This is a genomic window from Mariniflexile litorale, from assembly GCF_031128465.2.
In the GTDB taxonomy this organism is placed as follows: domain Bacteria; phylum Bacteroidota; class Bacteroidia; order Flavobacteriales; family Flavobacteriaceae; genus Mariniflexile; species Mariniflexile litorale.
Map to the genome: position 1 here is coordinate 3,292,747 of NZ_CP155618.1, position 18,478 is coordinate 3,311,224.

Here is an 18,478-nt window from a genome sequence, read left to right on the forward strand (position 1 = left end):
TTGGTCAAATGTGTTACAACAATTAGATATAATCAATTGTCTATATCTATATTATATACCGACGAATATAATAAATAATATCTTACATATTTAAATATTCTTTTAGTGTTATACTACATTCATTCCCTCCTTGTTCAGCCAAACCCCCATCTAAAAAAAATACAGCCGAGTGGTAGACGAACAAGACCCGAACAAGACTCGAACAAAACCCCCCATTTTTTTGGCGCTTGTCCCAAATCGTCCCAAATCGTCTCAAATTGTGTCAAATTGTGTCAAATCGTCTCAATATGTGTCATGTGGTTGGAAATGAGGTAAAAGCGTTTTAGTTTCACGGCATATTAACCCCTAATTCTATAACATCATGGGAACATTTAGTAAAGGCATCCTTGGAGGTTTCTCCGGAAAAGTTGGCAACGTTGTGGGTGCACGTTGGCGCGGTAAAGATATTATGCGCAGTTTACCGGCACGAGGTAATTATAGACCTACACAAGCGCAAATGGATCAACGTAACCGCTTTACAACGGTTATAAAGTTTTTAACGCCTATAAAGGACATCCTTTCGGCGTATTTTGGTAAACAGCAAGGCGACAAGTCTAGCTTTAATTTAGCAACGGGCTACCACATTAAATACGCCCTTTTGCCAGACCCTTTAGAGGGGTATACCATTGATTACCCCAAAGTACTTGTTGGCAAGGGCGATTTACGGGGCCTCTCCAATGGGGCGGTAGCGCTCGATGCAAACCAAACCCTTACAATTACCTGGAACGACAATAGCGGACAAGGTAATGCCTCGGCTACCGATGGCTTGGTTGTGGTGGTGTATTGCAAAGCACTCGATTTGTTTGAAACGGCTAACCCTGCGGGCACCCGTGAATTAACAACGCTGCAAATACCCTTACCGGCCTATTGGACAGCACAGCAAGTAGATGTGTGGGCAACCTTTGTAACGGCCGATGCAAAATTGGCGGCTACTAGTACCTATTTGGGAACGGTAACGCTAGCTTAAAACTTGTTTACTAGGTACATAGCAGAGGCGCCGCACAGGAGGCCTCTGCTATCATTTAAAAAAAAGCTACTTATGGTTTGTTGTTTAGAAGCTGCCCCATAAGGTTTTCAATAAAGTGCTTTGGGAAATAGCGGGTACCGCCCATCAGGGTATAGGGGAGGAGTTTGGTTTTGCACCAGCGGTATAAGGTGCTTCGGCTTACTTTAAAGAATTGTTGTGCCTCATTCGTGGTCATCCAAGATTCATCTTTAAAGCGTTGGTGGTTTAAAAATTCAGACATGCTGCTTGGGGTTTCTATTAAAGTGGGTGCATATAGCGTATGTATTTAGGTGTTAAACGGTTTGGTAAATATAATTAATAAGGGATTATATGTAATAAAAAGGATACGTAAACCGATGAAATACAGTGACTCTAATAGATAAAAAGCGAACAGGTACTTAAAAAAAACTGCTAAAGGGATGCTAGTAGCGTGAGAGATTTAAGGAGCTGTCCAGAAAAAGATAAACCCCTTAGAAAGCAGCGTAGGTGGTTATCTACTTTTTAAAATAGGAGCATGGATGTATGTAAGTGTCTGTTAAGTTTACATGAAGTAAAGCTAACATTCCGGTATCGTTTTTACTAAGAACCATAAGAAGGGATTGACTTCGTCGAATTTCATTTCGTGCGGTAACGGGGGCAAATTTTGCACTAAAAGACATGAAAAGTACCTGAGAATGATTTAATAACTGATTTTAACAATCATTAAAAATATAAACAGTTATTAAACAGTCTGGAGGCTCGGCTAGGGGTAGCACGGGAATTAAAAGTAGTGACCTTTCAATTAAGCACTTAGCTAAAACTTTTTATTATGTTTTGTCAAATAAAATTTTTAGCAATAAAGTAAAAATTAGTTACGTATTCTATCTTCTAAAACCTCATTCTTTATTCCTTTTAATTTAAGTTGAGAAGAAATATCATTTGTATTAATGGATTCTCCCTCAACTCTCAAAATAGAATGTCCGCAGGGATAAGGTTAGTTAAAGTCTTCCAAGTCAAAATTAAATTTCAAATTTGGAAATTTGTTTTCTAAAAGTTGTAGCATTTCTCTAGAGAGAATTTCTGATTTTATATTGGTAATTCCCAATTTAAAATCAGTTTAATAGTATTAGTCTTTAAATCTGTCAAAGAAGTATTTGGGTAATTTGCAATATTAGCTATGCCTAATTCATCTTTCAATTCGATTGAAAAGTGGTTATTGTTATTCAAATCAAATCCATAACCGATTCCAAGTGAGATTCCGTAATCGTATTTTTTTATAACATTCTCATGTTCCCAAAGAGTTATTTTTTCACCAGTTTCCTTAATAGTAGAATCGTTTTCTATTTTTAATGAATGATTATAAAAACCTCCTAAATCAGCAAATAATTTATTTCCGACATAATACCTAATGAGAATTGGAATATTGATATAATTGAATTTCATTTTATCCTTAACGGAATAATCTATATTTTCATTAAAATCTCTATATTGGAAATTTTCCAATTTCATCATTTTACTATCATAATTTATATTTGATATCAATGATAGTTTTCTGTTTAATTTGTATTCAAATGAAAGACCAAATGTATAACTAATCATTCCATCATATCTGTCAAATATATCATCATGATTTAGGTCGAATGAATTTACTCCTAAATTCAATCCTATTTTAAATTTTTCGGTGCTAATATCTTGAGAGAATAATTGAAAGGTTATTAATAATGTAAATAGGATACTTAATTTAATGTTCTTCATTTTTTTCTAATATTACAGCTAACTTCTCGTATAAAAAACGTAGGGGAGGTTATAAGCACTATCGTTTCGATTTATTACTTGGCTAAATATAAATGTTTTGCTTTTATCTTTTCTTCTATAAACGCAAATTTTATATTTAGCAGACTTTATTAATATGCACAGCACTTTCGGTTAAGCACAAACCACCGTCTCTTATGCGCAGGCGTCACGTCTTGAAGCATTAGTAAGTCGCAAGGGTGGTAATCGTGGGGTTACATCTGAAGAGGGTAGAGCGTTAAGAAAATGTCTTGTAGACATTTTTAGCGAATGAGCCAACTGGCGCGTTGGTAACTACAAAACTCGGTACTGCCCCTTCGACTTCGCTCAGGATAAACTAAATAGAAACCGTATACAGAGGCATATTTACTTGGGTAAGCAAGCACATCCTTGTAACGCCCCAAGATCATCAAAAGGGTAAATATGTAGATATGGCAGGGATTGAGAGAAAGAAGATGTCATTCCCTGGGGAGGTTCTCCCGCTTTCTGAAGTCTTCTTTAAACCCTTATTCGTATCGGTATGCTGTGCGAAGTCTCCCGACTTCGTACCTATTTCAATAGAACATTCTAATTTTTAAGAATCTTTGTTTTTCATAGAACACTTCGTAAAGCGGAAACGTCTATTCGATTGCCTGTAGTGTTTCCTGTAATTCCGTTTCTGATTCCTAATTTTTATACGCTTTCAAATATTCCGTTAATGCTTCTAAATAAAGTTTGTTAAATGCTATTCCGGAAAATGGGTTTTGACTGGTTACTAAGTTTCTGTCTTTTACAGCATAGTTTGCCTTTGGTAGTTTTCTTCTATATTTTAACCCCAATTTTCTCAATTTTTTGGCTATTTTTCTGTTTTTGGGTTTCCCTTTCATAATGAAACGCTCAATTACAAACTCCTCAAAAGGCGAAACCGAATTAACTTTAAAGCCAATGTATGGATTTTCTTCTTTTGGTATGGTTAATATGAGACTGGGTGCGTGACAAATAAGCCCGGTGGGCTTATTTTCCTTTGCAAAGTATTTTATTAGGATAGGTATGTTTATGTCATCTTTTAAATCTACCATTAAACCTTGACCACCTGGAATTATCAAACCGATATAATCAGACTTGTTTTCAATAGCTTTTTTAAGTGTTTTTGGACTATTAAAGAGACTATCCGTTTTAGTGAAAATGAGAGCTTCATTTTTTACTTCTAAGTTGTTTTTCCAATACTTATCGTTTATACTTTCTTCATCTATTGTTGCAATCATTCCATGGGGTGTTGCGAAATCTACAGTATAGCCAGCTTCTGTTACAGATTTATATGCGAGATAAAACTCATTCAAGAAGACACCCGTTTGTCGAAGTTTCTCTCCATTGTTTAATTGCAATGTGTCTGCTGCACTCATTACAAATAGTATTTTGTTGTTTTGTGCAGAAACTGTTATACCTAAAAGCACTAATACTACTATTATAGTTCTAATTTTCATTTTATAATGTTTTTAAATCGTTACACCTTTCATTATGCTATCGGCTATTTTTGGACTAATTCTGTTTATAATTCTCAATAGTTTTACTTTGTGAATATTTACTTCATATTTATTGTTTTTATAGGCTTTTATAAATTCATCCACCAATCTTTGAGGCGAAATTTTTCCTTTACCTCTTCCTTTCGTCATTTCAGTATCTACTAGAGGTGGTATTATTTCAAATACTTTTATTGTCTCTAATTGGTATCGTAATGATTTTGAGAAAATGTGAATTGCTGCTTTTGTACCACAATAGACAGCTGATTTGGCTTTAGGAACCATAGCTAAGCCTGAAGAAACATTCACAATGGCTGCATTAGAATTATTTTGTAGTACAGGAATTAATAAAGTAATAAGTTTTATAGGAGAAGTTAGATTTGTACTTATTTCATTCTCAATTTTTTGTAAGTTATAAGTGTCGTCCAACAAAGTTTGGTTATACTGTATACCTGCATTGTTTATCAGCACATTTAGGTCTTTGTGCTCTTGATTTATATAAACCACAAGTCGGTCTAATTCTGATGGTGAGGAAATATCACACTTAAAAGAAGTAATTCGCTTATCAAATCTGGCAAGTTCTTCTAATCTAATCTGATTTCTGCCAACAGCTATTATTTGATTGTTCAATTGGCAAAACCGCTCTGCCAATTCTCTACCAATTCCAGAAGTAGCACCTGTAATAAGTATTTTGTTATTGTCCAATTTCATACTCGTGATATTTAAAGCAAAATTCACGAGAATAAAGAGTGAAACCATTTACATATGTAAAGATTTTACTTTTTGGCTCTTATACGACTTAATTGGGTTGGCGTAATGCCTAAATACGAAGCGATATGGTATTGGTTAATTATGTTTTCTAAATCTGGATGTTCTTTTTTAAAGATTGAATAGCGTTCTGTTGCTTCAAGTGTTACAAGTTCAATTTCTCTTTTCTCTTTTATAGCAAACTTATATTCTGCCATAGTTCGAGCAAGGCTTTCAAATTTCGGATACTTATTATAATGTGACGTAAGTTGTCTAAAATCAGCAACGAATAGCGTGCAGTCTGTTAGGCATTGAATATTAATTAAATTTTTTTGCTTTGTTATTATTGATGAATATGCTGCTACAAAATTTGAAGGTGTAAAAAACGTTTTATTGTATTCGTTTCCCGATTTATTGCGAAAAAATGCGCGCATTACTCCATTTGAAATAAAAGCTAATTTTGATGAAAATTCTCCTTCTTTGGCAAAGTAATCCTTCTTTTTGAGTTGAATTTCAGAAAACAATGAAATGAAAATTTCCATTTCACGTTCTGTAAAAGGGACTAATGTTTCCAAATAGATTCTCAGTTCATTCATTTTTGGTAAGCGTGTTCTGTTTTTTTACAGTACTGGCATACATGCATAACCACAATAGAAATAAGCCCCTTGTAATTAACATCGTTTATGCATGCAATATATTATTTTTATTCGGAAACCGATGACTTCTTTAAACCCTTATGTGTATCGGTATGCTGTGCGAAGTCTCCCGACTTCGTACCTATTTCAATAGAACATTATAATTTTGTCAGCCTGTATCTGTATTATATATAGTAAAATTATACCATACCAACGCCTATAAAACCTTAAAACCAAGCAAACAGACCCCGTTTTTGTGTTTATTAAACGATGGTTTGTGCCTCAACTTTGTGGGTACGAAGTCGGGAGACTTCGCATAGCCATTCTAATTTTTGAATCTTTGTTTTTTATGAGTTCCGAAGTTCATTGGCATACTGAAAACTTTATTTTTTTGAGGGAAGGCAGATTGCTGACGGTTGTCGGAAGCAAAACTATTTAGTCTTTAGATTGGAAAATTTTACCTAGAACAAAAATACTAGCAAGACCAATTACAGTTGTAGTTCCTAATGCTATTGCAAGAGTTTCGTGACCTTCTATTGCTAAATAAACAGTAGAAGCAATGCAAAGTAGAGCCAAGGTAAAACCAAAAATTTGACCTCTACCACTTTGTTTTATTTGCCCTTTAATAGCGAAGTTCTCTAATTCCATTCGATGTTTAGATTGGTTTTCTGCCATTTTAACTACCCGTTCAGCACCATCTTTTACTACGTTATTGTACTGTTGTAAAACATCAGGTGAAGGCAATGGACCACTAAAACTTCTTTTAATTGTAAGGACAGCTATTATTTTTTCCTTTTTCTCTTCAGAAATTTCTGGGTCATCTAATATCTCTTGAATTTCTTGAAGAATATCATCTTCCTCCTCCTCGTTGATTGGGTCTAAAGCTTCTGACATTTTATTTTAAGGAAAGTTCTTTTTTAACCTTTTTGATAGCTTTTTCAATGTCTTGTCCAATAACACCCCAATCTGATTGTATAGCTTTAAAATCAGCCTCTACAGAAGTTTTTGAAGTGTTAAACTTATAGTAATTGCCAAATACATTAAAAGCACTACCCATTCCTATAAAAAATGAACTTTTAGGCAATAAGAAATCAGTTCTGTATTTACGAAATTTAGTCATTTTTATAACTATTAATTGTTTATAAGTTTATAGTATATGTTAATACAAAGTTACAATATAATAAAATATTATGTAATTAAATATAAGTTAAATTATATTATATGTAAGATCGTATTAGCACGTTATAAGTTACATTATTTAATTGATATATTAAAACGTGATGTGTTAAAGTATATTATAAATGATATCCGCAAACAAGCTAAAAAAGGGGAGAAAAAAATAAAGAGATTTCAGTAGTCAATACTGTAAAGAGTGGGGAATGTTTGCCAACACATGCCTAACCACAATAAAAATAACCCATTATAGTTATACCGTTTACGTATGCAATATATTACTTTTTAATTAGGAAACCAATGACTTATAGCGCTTGGTTCGTATTCGACTTTTTTTTATAAAGTAGTCCTAATTAGTTGAAGCTTATATGTATGGTGCTTACCAATAAAGTCTTCTAGCACAGGGCGTTGTTTTTGGAATAGTTGGTGTAATATTTATAAAGAACGACACCCTTGTCAGGCTTATATGCATGATAGGTAGTAAAATTATTCATGACCAACGCCTATAAAACCCTAAAACCAAGCAAACAGACCCCGTTTTTGTGTTTATTAAACGATGGTTTGTGCCTCAACTTTGTGGGTACGAAGTCGGGAGACTTCGCATAGTAATTCTAATTTTTAAGAATCTTTGTTTTTTATAGAACACTTCGTAAAGCGGGATTAGTGCGGAAAGAAAGTCGACAATATTTTCAGACAGGACTAAGCCGAATTTTTTTGTTTGGTTTTGTTTCTTTGGTTTCACAGAGCCAAATCAACAAGATTTGGAGACCTAGTAAATATAAAAAAAACATTGGAGTTAAACTCAAGCCCGCATTAATTTTAGCCTTTGTTATATACCGTTTTTTATCCAGTCCATCGCTTTTGAGATACTTTTTTCTGAATCACATTCAACATCTGGTATGATTCCTTCTTTAATAAGGTTTCTATTAATATCATAATAATAAGATTGAGCTAAAAATAAGATAGCACCACTTTTTAATTCATAAAATGCTAAATGAGAAGTCATTCCTATAGTTTGTTTACCAAAAGTTTTACTATTATTTTGGAATTTAAAAGCCAACGCTAGAAACTCTCCAGAACTTGCTGTTTTTTTATCTATTAAAATTGCGATTTTTTTGTTTTTATTTAAAAGAGTTGAATTATATGTTAAGCTTTCTTGAAGTTGATTGCCATATTTAAAATCCTGATTTGTACATGTTATTTCGTTGTAATTATTTTTGTTATTCAAATATATTCCAACTAAAGGATTATCAAATAATGGAGCAAGACCCAAGCTTTCGCAACTTAATCTACCACCTCCATGTGTTCTTAAGTCTAAAATCCAACCAGATAATTCTTCGGATTTATCTAATCCTAATAGAGCTTTTCTGATTTCTAGTGTATATTTTTCGATAAGTTTATTATCCGTTATATGATTTGTTCCAGATAGTTTAATATAGCCTATATTCTTCTCTAAAATTTTTGTTTTTATTACAGGTATATCAAGTTTATTACTATTTGATTTTTTTGTTTTATTATCATTAGTTTTTTTTGAAGCTAAAATTTTACTGTGTCCATCATTAACAAGTTTTATTGTGTATGCAATTGCAAGATTAAAGTCATCATTATCATTAATATTTTTAACTGAATTTCTAACTGTTTTTTTTAAATCGTTCCAATCTAAATCATTTTTCTTAACAGATTTGTTTTGGATTAACATAAAAGTTTCTTCAAAATTTTTTTCAGCCTCAGATTTAATAAAATTATCACATGATAAAAGAATAAATATTGATAATATTATACATAAGGGTTTCAATTTGTTTTGTCTTTTCATCAAAAAAATATAACGTTTATCTTGTAAGGAACGTTGCGTGTTTGTGTGCGAGGATTTTCCGAAGGAAAATCAGATGCTAGCAAACAAAGCAACGACCAAACGGTTGAACTAAAATAAGCAATGTTTTTTAGCACGGTGTTAGCCACTGGTTTTCTTTTTTATCATTCCGTAAATAATGTTAATCGGAAAAATGATTTGTCCGACCATCATAAGCAAAATAATCAGAGTGATAATTAAAGTCAGATTATTATTGAATTCATATTCCATAATTTCAGTCCGATAAAGTTTGGTCAAAATCCATAAAACTAAAGTTCCGCCAAAAGTCAATCCAATGTGAGTCCAATTCAGCCATTTTGAAAGCTTTCTATCCGCTTTTTGCATAATCCAATATCCTATTCCGATTATTCCAAAAAGTATTGAAATCAGTATTGCAAAATGCATATAAGCAATAACGTAATACGTGTCGTAAGCATGTATATCTAATACAGCGTCTCCGCTCAAAATTCCAATTAGCATTATAATCGGAATCGCAAGTAAAAAAATCACATGTGGTTTTTCAATTAGTTTGTTCATTCAACTTGTGGTTAACGTTTTTTTTTTTTTTAAATTATTAAAAATCAATATGTTGCAAATTAATTTTTATCCCTCTCATTGGTCTTGTCTATTACCTTTATGTTAGCTCAAGAAGTCAATGCTTGGGTATATGGAGGATGAAACACAACGGTTAGTATAAGAAACTTAGGGCAGTTGATAAGCACTTTGTTTCGGTTTATTACTTAGCTAAATATAAATATTTTGCTTTTATTTTTCTCTTAAATGCCAAATTTTATATTTGGCGAACTTTGTAAATAGAAAAGGGCATTTGGTTTAGCACCCAACGCCCTATGTTTTTTATACATTATTAGTTTTTGTTATTTTTTAATCTGATGAACCCAATAAGCACCACTTATGTCTGTAATTTTAAGAGTATATATTCCTTTAGGTAAGTTTGATAAACTATCATTTTCTAAATTAAGTTTTGCTTTTGCTCCTAAAGGCACAATTAAACTGTGTTTTCCTGGTTTTACTTTAGCAACATAGTAGTTTGAAATACTCATTTTGTTTAAGGTTGCTAAATCTTCTTGGGTGTATTCTAAAATTGAGTTTTTTTGACTGTCATATAAATGAATACCTATAACCCAAGCCCCATAAACATCTACTCCTTCGGTTCTAAAGACATTAAAAGTGAGGGTGTTGTTTTGAATTTCACCATTAGTTATTTCAAGTTTTGGTTTTACCGATTTGTTATGAAGTGTTCCCCAAAGTCCTCCGTGAAATACTTGATTGGTCATTAGGGTCATTCCAAAAATAAATAGTGAACCTATTAATACTACTTTAGGAAATACACGCTCTTTAATTGGTAAAATTCCTGAACCTAACCAACTAAACCATTTCTTTTTAGTGAAAGTAAAATGGTGTTTCATTAAATAATTATCTACGGAATATTTTCCGCTTCCTGTTAAGAACAAAACAAAACCTGTAGCTATTCCTAACACACCTATTTGCCATTCATCTAAGCAGGTTGTACCTATCCAACCCGAACCAAGAAGAATACCCATAGCTAAGCCAAATACGCCAATACTCATAATCCGAGTGAATAACCCAAATAGTATAAATAACCCAACAATACCTTCAACAATGGTAAATATTACCATATTTATCCAAAGTACATCTGGGTTCTCCACCAAGTATTGGATAATAGGTTTTATGCCTAAAGCATTAGGTAAAAAAGCGTTAAATTTTTCGCCAATATATCCAGTCACTTCAGGATCTAATTTGTCGACTAATACAGTTCTTCTCCAAAATGCCGAAAAATAAGTCCAACCTACTACTAATCTTAATGCCAGAGCCAAAAGCCCTGCATCATTTTTTATATGTATTGTTTTCATAATGTATTAGATTGTAAGTGTGATAAAACCTTTCTTAGTAAGTTGAAAGCCATATAAAATACCATTGGGCGTTATTTCAAGATTACTTGGCAATGTTTCTGAATTTATATTAAATTTTGAAAGTGAAATGCCGCATACAAAAACGTTTACCTTTTGGGCTTTTGCCTTTTCCAGCAGTGCATTAAAATCTGGATTGTCTGAAATGTCATTAACTGTTTTACCACAAATAATAACATAAAACGCTCCATATTTTTTCCCGTCTTCTTTTGCCAGTTCATTGGCCGTTAGCAAAACTGGTTTGAGTTGTTGTATGTTTTTTGAAAGCACTAAATAATTATTCTTTTTAGGGTTAATATGTTGTGCCTGTAATTGAGAGGTTCCAAATAGTAAAAGGAACATTGTTGTTATATATAAGATTGAATTTTTCATTGTTTTTGAATTTTTAAGTTTGAATTCATACTAAAAAAAAGAAGTCCACCAAGTATGGCTACATTCTTAAAAAGTGGACCTAAAGTTGTCATTTGTCCAACTTGTACAGTTAGCGTAATGGGAATTAAAACGGCTATTAATACTATTGACGTCATTTTCGTTTTAAAGCCAAGAATTAATGAAATGCCTGCGATTAACATGACTATTCCTGATAGAATCACAGCTATTTCTGGTGATCCTAGAATATTTCCAATAAAACCCATTGAGGAATTTTCTATTCTGCTCACCGTTTTTTCGGTATTAAAAAAATGATTGGTGCTTGCTATTATAAAAATTAGGCTAAGCATAATGCGAAGTATAACTACAGATTTGTAGCTAACTTCAAGTGTTTTTTCTTGAAATTTCATTTTAGATATTTGTAATTGATTGCTATATAGCAGGAATAATAACTGCTTTATGTTTCCTTATTTAGAAAATCAATTACGAATAAACCTTGAGGTTCTGATATAAAATATAGAGAGGAACATCAGAAACCTGTTGATTTCTTAATGTATTAAGATTAAAAGAAAGCCTAAGTGAATAGGTCGTAAAATCAAAATGAGAGACTTCCGAAATTAGAAAGTCCGGTTGCTGAAAATTTGGTTTTGTGATAGTTTGAATAGTTTCAGAAAACTCAAAAGTCTGGCAATTTGATTCTGAAATTGTAGATTGACTCTTGTTTAAGACTTTGGTTTGAGGAATCCCTAATTCAGCTTGAATAAAATTCCTAACCTTACAAGGTGAAAGCAATAGTAGCAACACAAGTCCAAAAATAGACAAGGTTGAATTCATTTTATTTATTTTACAACTTTCTTTCACTTTGCAAATATAGATACAATTTTTTCGAAATTATGTTATTTTTTTCTTAATGAAAGCTAACGTTTATATGAAATGTTGCGTGTTTGTGTGCGAGGATTTTCCGAAGGAAAATCAGAAGCTAGCAAACAAAGCAACTAACATTGGTTTAGCTAAAACTAGCAATTTTTTATATACTGCTTGGCAAATCGTTATTTTTAATTCACGTTTTGTCTTTCACAACCATTAATTCTATTTTCTTTAGTCAGAGTCCAAACGTTAATTGCTTTATGTTCAAGTTTGTTTTCAGAATCAGGTTCCACCAATTCAATTTCCATAATACATTCAGTAGCAATTTTGTAATCAGAACTTTCTATTAAATATCCATTTACATAGATTCCGTTATTTTTTTCAATTCCGAAAAATTCGTTCAATTCAGATTGCGTTTTAAAAGCAGTTTTTTTCTTTAAACTGACAAAAATAATTCCGTTTTCAGTCAAATTGAAGAATTTATGCTCTTTCCGGTTTGGTTGGTCTTTCAGAACTCTTATTTCATCAATCAATTCTTTTGTTGTTCCGATTGCACTTTTATTGGCAATAATGTATTCTTCAATAATTATTGTTGGACAATTATTTTCTGTCTTTGGTAATTTTACATAGATGTCTTGAGAATATATGTTCGAAAAAAAGAAAGTAAAAATTAAAGTGAAAATTATTCTGTTCATATTTGTTTCGTTAATGTTTGCTAACACATGCCTAACCACAATAAAAATAACCCCATTGTAGTCATATCGTTTATGTATGCAATATATTACTTTTTAATTAGGAAACCAATGACTTATAGCGCTTGGTTTGTATTGCACTTTTTTATAAAGTTGCCCTAATTAGTAGACGCTTATGTGTATGGTGCTTACCAAAAAAGCCTTCTAGCTTATGGTTTGTGCTTCAACTTTGTGGGTATGAAGTCGGGAGACTTCGCATAGCCATTCTAATTTTTAAGAATCTTTGTTTTTTATAGAACACTTCGTAAAGCGGTCGCTACATGAAAACGGCAAAGTACGGTAGAACCCGTATTTGGAATGCTCACCCAGTTTCTGGGACTTAGAAAAATTAATACTATAGGAATCAAGCAAGCAAATAAGGTTATGCACATGGCGGCTATGGCTTATAACCTTAAAAAGTATCTGAAATTCACCCAAAAAAGAGTGAAAAGTGGCGCAGGATTGCTTGCTTTATTATTTTGCTTAAAAAAGAGAGTATACAAGCTCGAAAAATTGTTTTTAAGGAACTTTAAAATAGCTAACTATAAAGTGACGTAAAAAAACAAACTGCCTTAAAAGGCAGTTATAGAAGTCTATTTTTATAATTTATTGGCTGGTGCAACGGTTACCATTGTTGGGCAACGTTATTTTTTGTTTTCCAATATTTTTAACAGTTTTTTAGGGTTTTGTCTGTTATCCCAAAATGCTGTGATTATTATTTCTTTATCATTAAATTTATAGAAAATACTGAAATTTCCAAGTGAAGCTACTCTCGTATCTTTAAAGTCAGTCGCTTTGAAAATTACTGGTTGTTCGGCTATTTGCTTTGTTCTTTCCGAAACTAATTTCAAGAGTTTTTTTGAATAGGTATTCGATTTATTTCTTTTCACCCAATATTCTAAAATTCCAACGAATTGAATGTCGGCTGTTCGAGTCCAAATTACATTGTGTTTAACCATTCCAGATTTCTTTTGTCCATAGCTTCTTGAGAAATCAGTTTTCCATTTTTAATATCCTGTTCACTCATTTCGAGCATAATTTTTTGGTCTTTCGTCAATTCAATAATATCAGATTCCGAAGAACTTGAAGTAATTAATTTGTCTAGAGCGACTAAAAAATCTTTATTTCTAATGGATAGTATTTTGTCTATCAGTCCGTTTCGTATATTGTCTACTGTTGCCATTTTACTTAAATTTAAGTTCTAAATATCCAAAAAATTGCTCGTTTTTCCTAATCAAAGTAGGCGAGTAGAAGCAATTACTTATAGCCATTGGTGTGTAGCGTTATTATTTATTAATCCATTCAATTGCTTGCTCAATGACTTTATCCTTATCTGTGCCAATTTCGTCATATGTAAATTCAATTTCAATATCAGGTTTAATTTCTTTTCCAAAAAGTTTGCCGTTTCGGTCGGAATAAATAGAACTTGTCAATAAAATCATTGAACCATCACTTAATCTAAAATTTCTATTGCCTGTAGATAAGCCAGCTGTAGGTTTACCGAAACTTTTTGTGTTTTCTTTTCCGTGAAATGCAGTAACTATAACTTCTCCTGAACTCGCAGTTCTATTGCCTGTCAATATAGCAATTGGATTATTTCTGTTTAAGAGCTCATAGGGTTTTATGCTTGTTTTTACTATTGTTTTTGAGTTAATTCCAGATTCTCCGTATTCGTAAAACCATTCAGATTTCCTGCCAGAACCATTCATAAAGTATCCGCATACTCCGTCATCAATTATTGGTCCTATTCCGGCTAACATAGGCCAACAATTTCCACCTGTATTTTCTCTTAAATCAATAATCCAGCCTTGAATATTTTTGTTGTCAATTGTCTTTATCAAATTCTGAAGGCTATCGGCATAAGTTCTTAGTGATTTTTTGTCACCTGAACTGACCCCATTCATTTTTAAATATCCAATGTTATCATTTATGTTTTTACCTGAAAATGTTATAAGTTCATTTTTTGTTTTTGATTTGCTTGTATTTTTCCATTTTTCTACTCTCTCTTTTGTCATTAAAAAACTATGATTATCTCCCAAATCTCTAAGTATGGATTGAATAATTGGGTAGCAATCTTCAATGGTTTTAGCTTGCTTTACTTTCTCATATGCTTTTGATTTAATTTTGTCAAAATCGACTGAGTCTTTTCTAATGGAATGTTTTTCTACTATGTTAAATACTTTATTTACATATTTTTCTTGATTGGATAAAGTCTGTTTTGAAGCCGAACAGCTCCCAATTAAATAGATGATTATTATTAAATAAATGTATCTCACGAACTTGGTTTTAATGCTACAACACATGCCTAACCACAATAAAAATAACCCCAGTGTAGTTATACCGTTTATGTATGCAATATATTATTTTTAATTAGGAAACCAATGACTTATAGCGCTTGGTTTGTATTGCACTTTTTTTATAAAGTTGCCCTAATTAGTAGGCGCTTATGTGTATGGTGCTTACCAAAAAAGCCTTCTAGCCTATGGTTTGTGCCTCAACTTTGTGGGTACGAAGTCGGGAGACTTCGCATAGCCATTCTAATTTTTAAGAATCTTTGTTTTTTATAGAACACTTTGTAAAGCGGTCGCTACATGAAAGGCAAACGACAAAGTACGGTAGAACCCGTATTTGGAACACTCACCCAGTTTCTGGGACTTAGAAAAATTAATACTATAGGAATCAAGCAAGCTAATAAGGTTATGCACATGGCGGCTATGGCTTATAACCTTAAAAAGTATCTGAAATTCACCCAAAAAAGAGTGAAAAGTGGCGCAGGAATGCTTGCTTTATTATTTTGCTTAAAAAAGAGAGTATACAAGCTCGAAAAATTGTTTTTAAGGAACTTTAAAATAGCTAATTATAGGGACAAGCATACGCTTGGAGTCGAACAAGAATGGGAGGATGGGCAGTAGCCCAAAGCCCTATATTGGGAACTACGATAACCGTAAAACGATTAAAAATGAGGGGTTATATAAAGTTTAGTCGAATATTACAAAATTGCATCATTACTGAACCGCTAAGTACGAGGCCCGTACGTACGGTGGTGTGAGAGGCGTAGTGGCGGCTTTTAGGTCGTCACCCGTCTACTCGATTACCTGCTGCCATTTTTTTTTCAGAAGTTTCTTTATGTTATTTTGTTAAATGTGGTTTTTGTCAGTTCGAGGCTACCATTCCACAGGCTTTTTTGAAAAATCTTGTTATAAGAATCAACAGATGTTTTAACAACTTTCCCATCCGAGAAATAAATTCCCTTTAAGTCTTTATACTTGTCAGAATACGCAAGGTTTGCTAAATTTCTTCCCGCTTGAGCTGGTGTATGTATGTTGCTTTTTAATAGGGTCAAAGCAGGGAATACGTTTTTCCATAAAAATCGCATAACAGGTGAATAAGTTTTGGCAAGTCCTGTTCCTGGTGTCATTCCTGGGTCATAGGCATTTACCCTAATATTTGTTTTTTTTAATCGTTCTTGTAATTCATAAGTGGTCATTATGTTACACAATTTTGAAGTAGAATACCTTCTTTGTCCAACTATGTTAGGTTTTTCGGAAGTTTCTTTTGAGAAAGCAAGCTCTTGAACACTGGTATAAATTGGTGGTTCTATGGGTGTTTTAAGTGCTGGGTCGTGTGTTTCGCTAGATGTGAATGTTATGTGCCCTTCATTTTTCATAAAGGGTAATAATTGCATAGTCAAGGCAAACGAACCAAGATGATTTACACCAAATGTCTGTTCAAATCCATCTGCCGTATATTGTGTTTCGCCAATATTCTGTACTCCTGCATTATTTATCAAGATAGAAATGGAGTTGTTTTTTTCTTTGGCAAATGATTCAGAGAACTTTCTTATAGATTCTAAAGAAGCCAAATCCAATTCCAAGCATTTTAGGTTTTTATGACCTGTCCTGTCTTTTATTTTTTCTATTATGTCTTTTCCTGCTCCAATATTTCTGGCTGGAATGATAATTTGTTCGTTCTTAGCCATTCGAGCCATTTGTAAAGCACACTCAAAGCCAATTCCACTGGTTGCTCCTGTAATAATTATTGAATCCATATTTTTTTGTTTTCTATTAAAATGATGAAGCAAAGTTCAGCACTTCAAAAGCAAAAACTTTTGCCATTTGGCAAATTATGAATTCAGATGCTTTTTCGAATCCTGCTTAATGATGATTGCGTGATTCCTAAATAAGAAGCGAGATAGGAAAGCGGAATTCTGTTGGCTAAATTCGGAAACTTTTCTAAAAAACTAAGATACCTTGTTTTGGCATCTTCGGCTAACATGGGGCTTAGTTTATTTACCTTTTCAACCAATGCTTTTTCGGTTATTTTATTGATAATGCCGTCCCACTGAATGATAGTAGCTGACAAATGGTTGAGTGATTCTGTAGAAAATACAAGTAGTGTGCAATCTGTTACAGCCTGTACATATTCTGAAGAGGGGATCTTTTGATTGAAGCTATTTATGTCCACTGCAAAATTGTTCTCATCAACAAAATATTTGGTGATTTCATCCCCTTCGCTGTTATAGTAACATACTCGTAAAATTCCTTCTTCAATAAAAGCTACTTGTTTTGGTATTTTTCCTGCTTCGGAAAAGTAATCGCCCTTTTTCAACTCCAATACCTGTGCTTTTCTCTTTATCAAGTCAATTTGCTGTTGATTTAACTGCCCAAATTCCAACAGATAGTTTATTAATTTGTCCATAGTCACAAAGATTGTCATTGCATTTTATTCGGAATTTGTCAAATGGCAAAAAGGTTGATTGATTTTGGTTTTGCTCCATTTGGACAGGTTCTCTGGTTGCAGGTAACGTTTATAAGATTAGTGGCGTGTTTAAGCACCTAATTTAGTAAATAAAAACCGAATAGAAAATCCGCGAGGATTTTCGTAAGTAGGCTAGAACTTAATGACATTAGGCTATAACTAGCAATGAATTATACACGGCTTATGTGCATACTGCATTCAATAGTATTAATCTTTTTGAAAATTGTCCATGCTATAGTAATAGATATCCATTCCATAGTCTTTCATTCCTTCTCAAATTTGCGGTGTAACAAAAACATAATAAAAGATGAAAACTAAATTTCCATTAAAATTATGACTCCTAGTTCTAATTCTAGGCTTTACAATTCAAACATTTTCAAAAACTAAAAACACAAACATTATGCAAGACACAAAAAAAGAAACTATCGGATTATTATTAATTATGAAAGCAAAACCAGGAAAAGAACAAGACCTAAAAAACTTCTTGCTTGGTGGATTATCATTAGTAAATCAAGAACCTCAAACAGTATCGTGGTTTGCATTTCAGATAGATGATAGTACTTTTGGAATTTACGACACTTTTGAGTTAGAAGAAGGCCGACAAGCACATTTAACAGGCGAAGTTGCCAAAGCATTGCTAGCTAATGCAGGTGATTTGCTAGAGAATTTTGACCCAAAGACTAGTATTCAAGTTATAGATGTGTTAGCTTCTAACCATAAAACTGGTACACAAAACAAAGGTTTGTTAGTTATTATGAAGGCCAAAAATGGTAAAACAACAGATGTAGAGAACTTCTTAAATGTAGGTAAGCAATTAGTTGGTAACGAACCTAATACATTAACTTGGTATGCGATTAAAATAAATGCTAACACCTATGCTATTTTTGATACTTTTACGGAAGATTCAGGTAGAGATAAGCATCTAACAGGTAAAGTAGCAGCAGCACTTATGGAAAATGCTCCTATTATCTTAGAAGGTTTTGAAGCATCAGCAATTCAAAAAATAGATATTTTAGCATCCAAATAATTATTATCTTTAGAAAGGAGTGTGGCAGTGTGGCAAACACTCCTTTCTTTTTTATGTAA

22 protein-coding genes are annotated in these 18,478 nt (G+C 32.7%); 4 read left to right on the top strand and 18 right to left on the bottom strand.

Annotated elements, in window-relative coordinates:
* Positions 1-361: 361 nt before the first annotated feature.
* Positions 362-1,006: a DUF6266 family protein gene (locus QLS71_RS13845; RefSeq protein WP_348636551.1), complete on the top strand. Its 645-nt coding sequence runs from the start codon at positions 362-364 to the stop codon at positions 1,004-1,006.
* Between the two features lie 70 nt (positions 1,007-1,076).
* On the opposite strand, the gene QLS71_RS13850 is transcribed toward QLS71_RS13845, so the two are convergent.
* The 13 genes from QLS71_RS13850 to QLS71_RS13910 form a co-directional block, all read right to left on the bottom strand.
* A complete protein-coding gene (locus QLS71_RS13850; RefSeq protein WP_308993963.1) occupies positions 1,077-1,286 on the bottom strand; it encodes a helix-turn-helix domain-containing protein in 210 nt (69 codons plus the stop codon).
* Positions 1,287-2,110: 824 nt separating this feature from the next.
* Positions 2,111-2,779 carry a porin family protein gene (locus tag QLS71_RS13855; RefSeq protein ID WP_308993962.1) on the bottom strand — a complete coding sequence of 223 codons (669 nt, stop codon included), beginning with the start codon at positions 2,777-2,779 and terminating at the stop codon, positions 2,111-2,113.
* 701 nt (positions 2,780-3,480) lie between these two features.
* Entirely contained in the window at positions 3,481-4,278 is a 798-nt protein-coding gene (locus tag QLS71_RS13860) for a DJ-1/PfpI family protein (protein ID WP_308993961.1), read from the bottom strand.
* A 12-nt stretch (positions 4,279-4,290) separates the two neighbouring features.
* Positions 4,291-5,025 (bottom strand): SDR family NAD(P)-dependent oxidoreductase, encoded by a 735-nt coding sequence (locus tag QLS71_RS13865; RefSeq protein ID WP_308993960.1) that lies wholly within the window; start codon positions 5,023-5,025, stop codon positions 4,291-4,293.
* Positions 5,026-5,090: 65 nt separating this feature from the next.
* Complete coding sequence (locus QLS71_RS13870; RefSeq protein WP_308993959.1) at positions 5,091-5,657, bottom strand: Crp/Fnr family transcriptional regulator; 567 nt, start codon at positions 5,655-5,657, stop codon at positions 5,091-5,093.
* 474 nt (positions 5,658-6,131) lie between these two features.
* On the bottom strand, positions 6,132-6,590 hold the full coding sequence (locus QLS71_RS13875) for a DUF2335 domain-containing protein (protein WP_308993958.1): 459 nt from the start codon (positions 6,588-6,590) through the stop codon (positions 6,132-6,134).
* 1 nt (position 6,591) lies between these two features.
* Positions 6,592-6,816, bottom strand: coding sequence for a hypothetical protein (locus QLS71_RS13880; RefSeq protein WP_308993957.1), 225 nt, complete (start codon positions 6,814-6,816; stop codon positions 6,592-6,594).
* Positions 6,817-7,698: 882 nt separating this feature from the next.
* A complete protein-coding gene (locus tag QLS71_RS13885; protein ID WP_308993956.1) occupies positions 7,699-8,682 on the bottom strand; it encodes a S41 family peptidase in 984 nt (327 codons plus the stop codon).
* Positions 8,683-8,820: 138 nt separating this feature from the next.
* Complete coding sequence (locus QLS71_RS13890) at positions 8,821-9,255, bottom strand: hypothetical protein (RefSeq protein WP_308993955.1); 435 nt, start codon at positions 9,253-9,255, stop codon at positions 8,821-8,823.
* Between the two features lie 338 nt (positions 9,256-9,593).
* Positions 9,594-10,610, bottom strand: coding sequence for a TQO small subunit DoxD (locus tag QLS71_RS13895; RefSeq protein WP_308993954.1), 1,017 nt, complete (start codon positions 10,608-10,610; stop codon positions 9,594-9,596).
* A gap of 6 nt (positions 10,611-10,616) precedes the next feature.
* Positions 10,617-11,039: a DsrE family protein gene (locus QLS71_RS13900; protein WP_308993953.1), complete on the bottom strand. Its 423-nt coding sequence runs from the start codon at positions 11,037-11,039 to the stop codon at positions 10,617-10,619.
* Positions 11,036-11,446, bottom strand: coding sequence for a DoxX family protein (locus QLS71_RS13905; protein ID WP_308993952.1), 411 nt, complete (start codon positions 11,444-11,446; stop codon positions 11,036-11,038). Before QLS71_RS13905 ends, QLS71_RS13900 begins: the two co-directional genes overlap by 4 nt.
* Positions 11,447-12,091: 645 nt before the next feature.
* Positions 12,092-12,598 (bottom strand): hypothetical protein, encoded by a 507-nt coding sequence (locus QLS71_RS13910; protein ID WP_308993951.1) that lies wholly within the window; start codon positions 12,596-12,598, stop codon positions 12,092-12,094.
* 354 nt (positions 12,599-12,952) lie between these two features.
* On the opposite strand from QLS71_RS13910, the gene QLS71_RS13915 reads away from it, so the two are divergent.
* Positions 12,953-13,192, top strand: a complete 240-nt coding sequence (locus QLS71_RS13915) for a transposase (protein ID WP_348636553.1) — start codon at positions 12,953-12,955, stop codon at positions 13,190-13,192.
* 86 nt (positions 13,193-13,278) lie between these two features.
* Here the strand turns inward: QLS71_RS13915 and QLS71_RS13920 are convergent, their stop codons facing one another.
* The 3 genes from QLS71_RS13920 to QLS71_RS13930 all read right to left on the bottom strand — a co-directional run bounded on the left by QLS71_RS13920 (position 13,279) and on the right by QLS71_RS13930 (position 14,910).
* Positions 13,279-13,593: a type II toxin-antitoxin system RelE/ParE family toxin gene (locus tag QLS71_RS13920; protein WP_308993949.1), complete on the bottom strand. Its 315-nt coding sequence runs from the start codon at positions 13,591-13,593 to the stop codon at positions 13,279-13,281.
* Positions 13,575-13,817: a hypothetical protein gene (locus QLS71_RS13925; protein WP_308993948.1), complete on the bottom strand. Its 243-nt coding sequence runs from the start codon at positions 13,815-13,817 to the stop codon at positions 13,575-13,577. The genes QLS71_RS13920 and QLS71_RS13925 overlap by 19 nt, the downstream gene beginning before the upstream one ends.
* A 103-nt stretch (positions 13,818-13,920) precedes the next feature.
* On the bottom strand, positions 13,921-14,910 hold the full coding sequence (locus tag QLS71_RS13930; protein ID WP_308993947.1) for a S41 family peptidase: 990 nt from the start codon (positions 14,908-14,910) through the stop codon (positions 13,921-13,923).
* A gap of 315 nt (positions 14,911-15,225) precedes the next feature.
* Here QLS71_RS13930 and QLS71_RS13935 point away from each other — a divergent pair, with 315 nt between their 5' ends.
* Positions 15,226-15,546, top strand: a complete 321-nt coding sequence (locus QLS71_RS13935) for a transposase (protein ID WP_348636554.1) — start codon at positions 15,226-15,228, stop codon at positions 15,544-15,546.
* A 212-nt stretch (positions 15,547-15,758) separates the two neighbouring features.
* Here the strand turns inward: QLS71_RS13935 and QLS71_RS13940 are convergent, their stop codons facing one another.
* A complete protein-coding gene (locus QLS71_RS13940) occupies positions 15,759-16,682 on the bottom strand; it encodes an SDR family NAD(P)-dependent oxidoreductase (protein ID WP_308993979.1) in 924 nt (307 codons plus the stop codon).
* Positions 16,683-16,765: 83 nt separating this feature from the next.
* Complete coding sequence (locus QLS71_RS13945; protein ID WP_308993980.1) at positions 16,766-17,332, bottom strand: Crp/Fnr family transcriptional regulator; 567 nt, start codon at positions 17,330-17,332, stop codon at positions 16,766-16,768.
* A gap of 460 nt (positions 17,333-17,792) precedes the next feature.
* Between QLS71_RS13945 and QLS71_RS13950 the strand changes: the two genes are divergently transcribed.
* Positions 17,793-18,419 carry a hypothetical protein gene (locus tag QLS71_RS13950; RefSeq protein WP_308993981.1) on the top strand — a complete coding sequence of 209 codons (627 nt, stop codon included), beginning with the start codon at positions 17,793-17,795 and terminating at the stop codon, positions 18,417-18,419.
* The last annotated feature ends 59 nt before the right edge of the window (positions 18,420-18,478 follow it).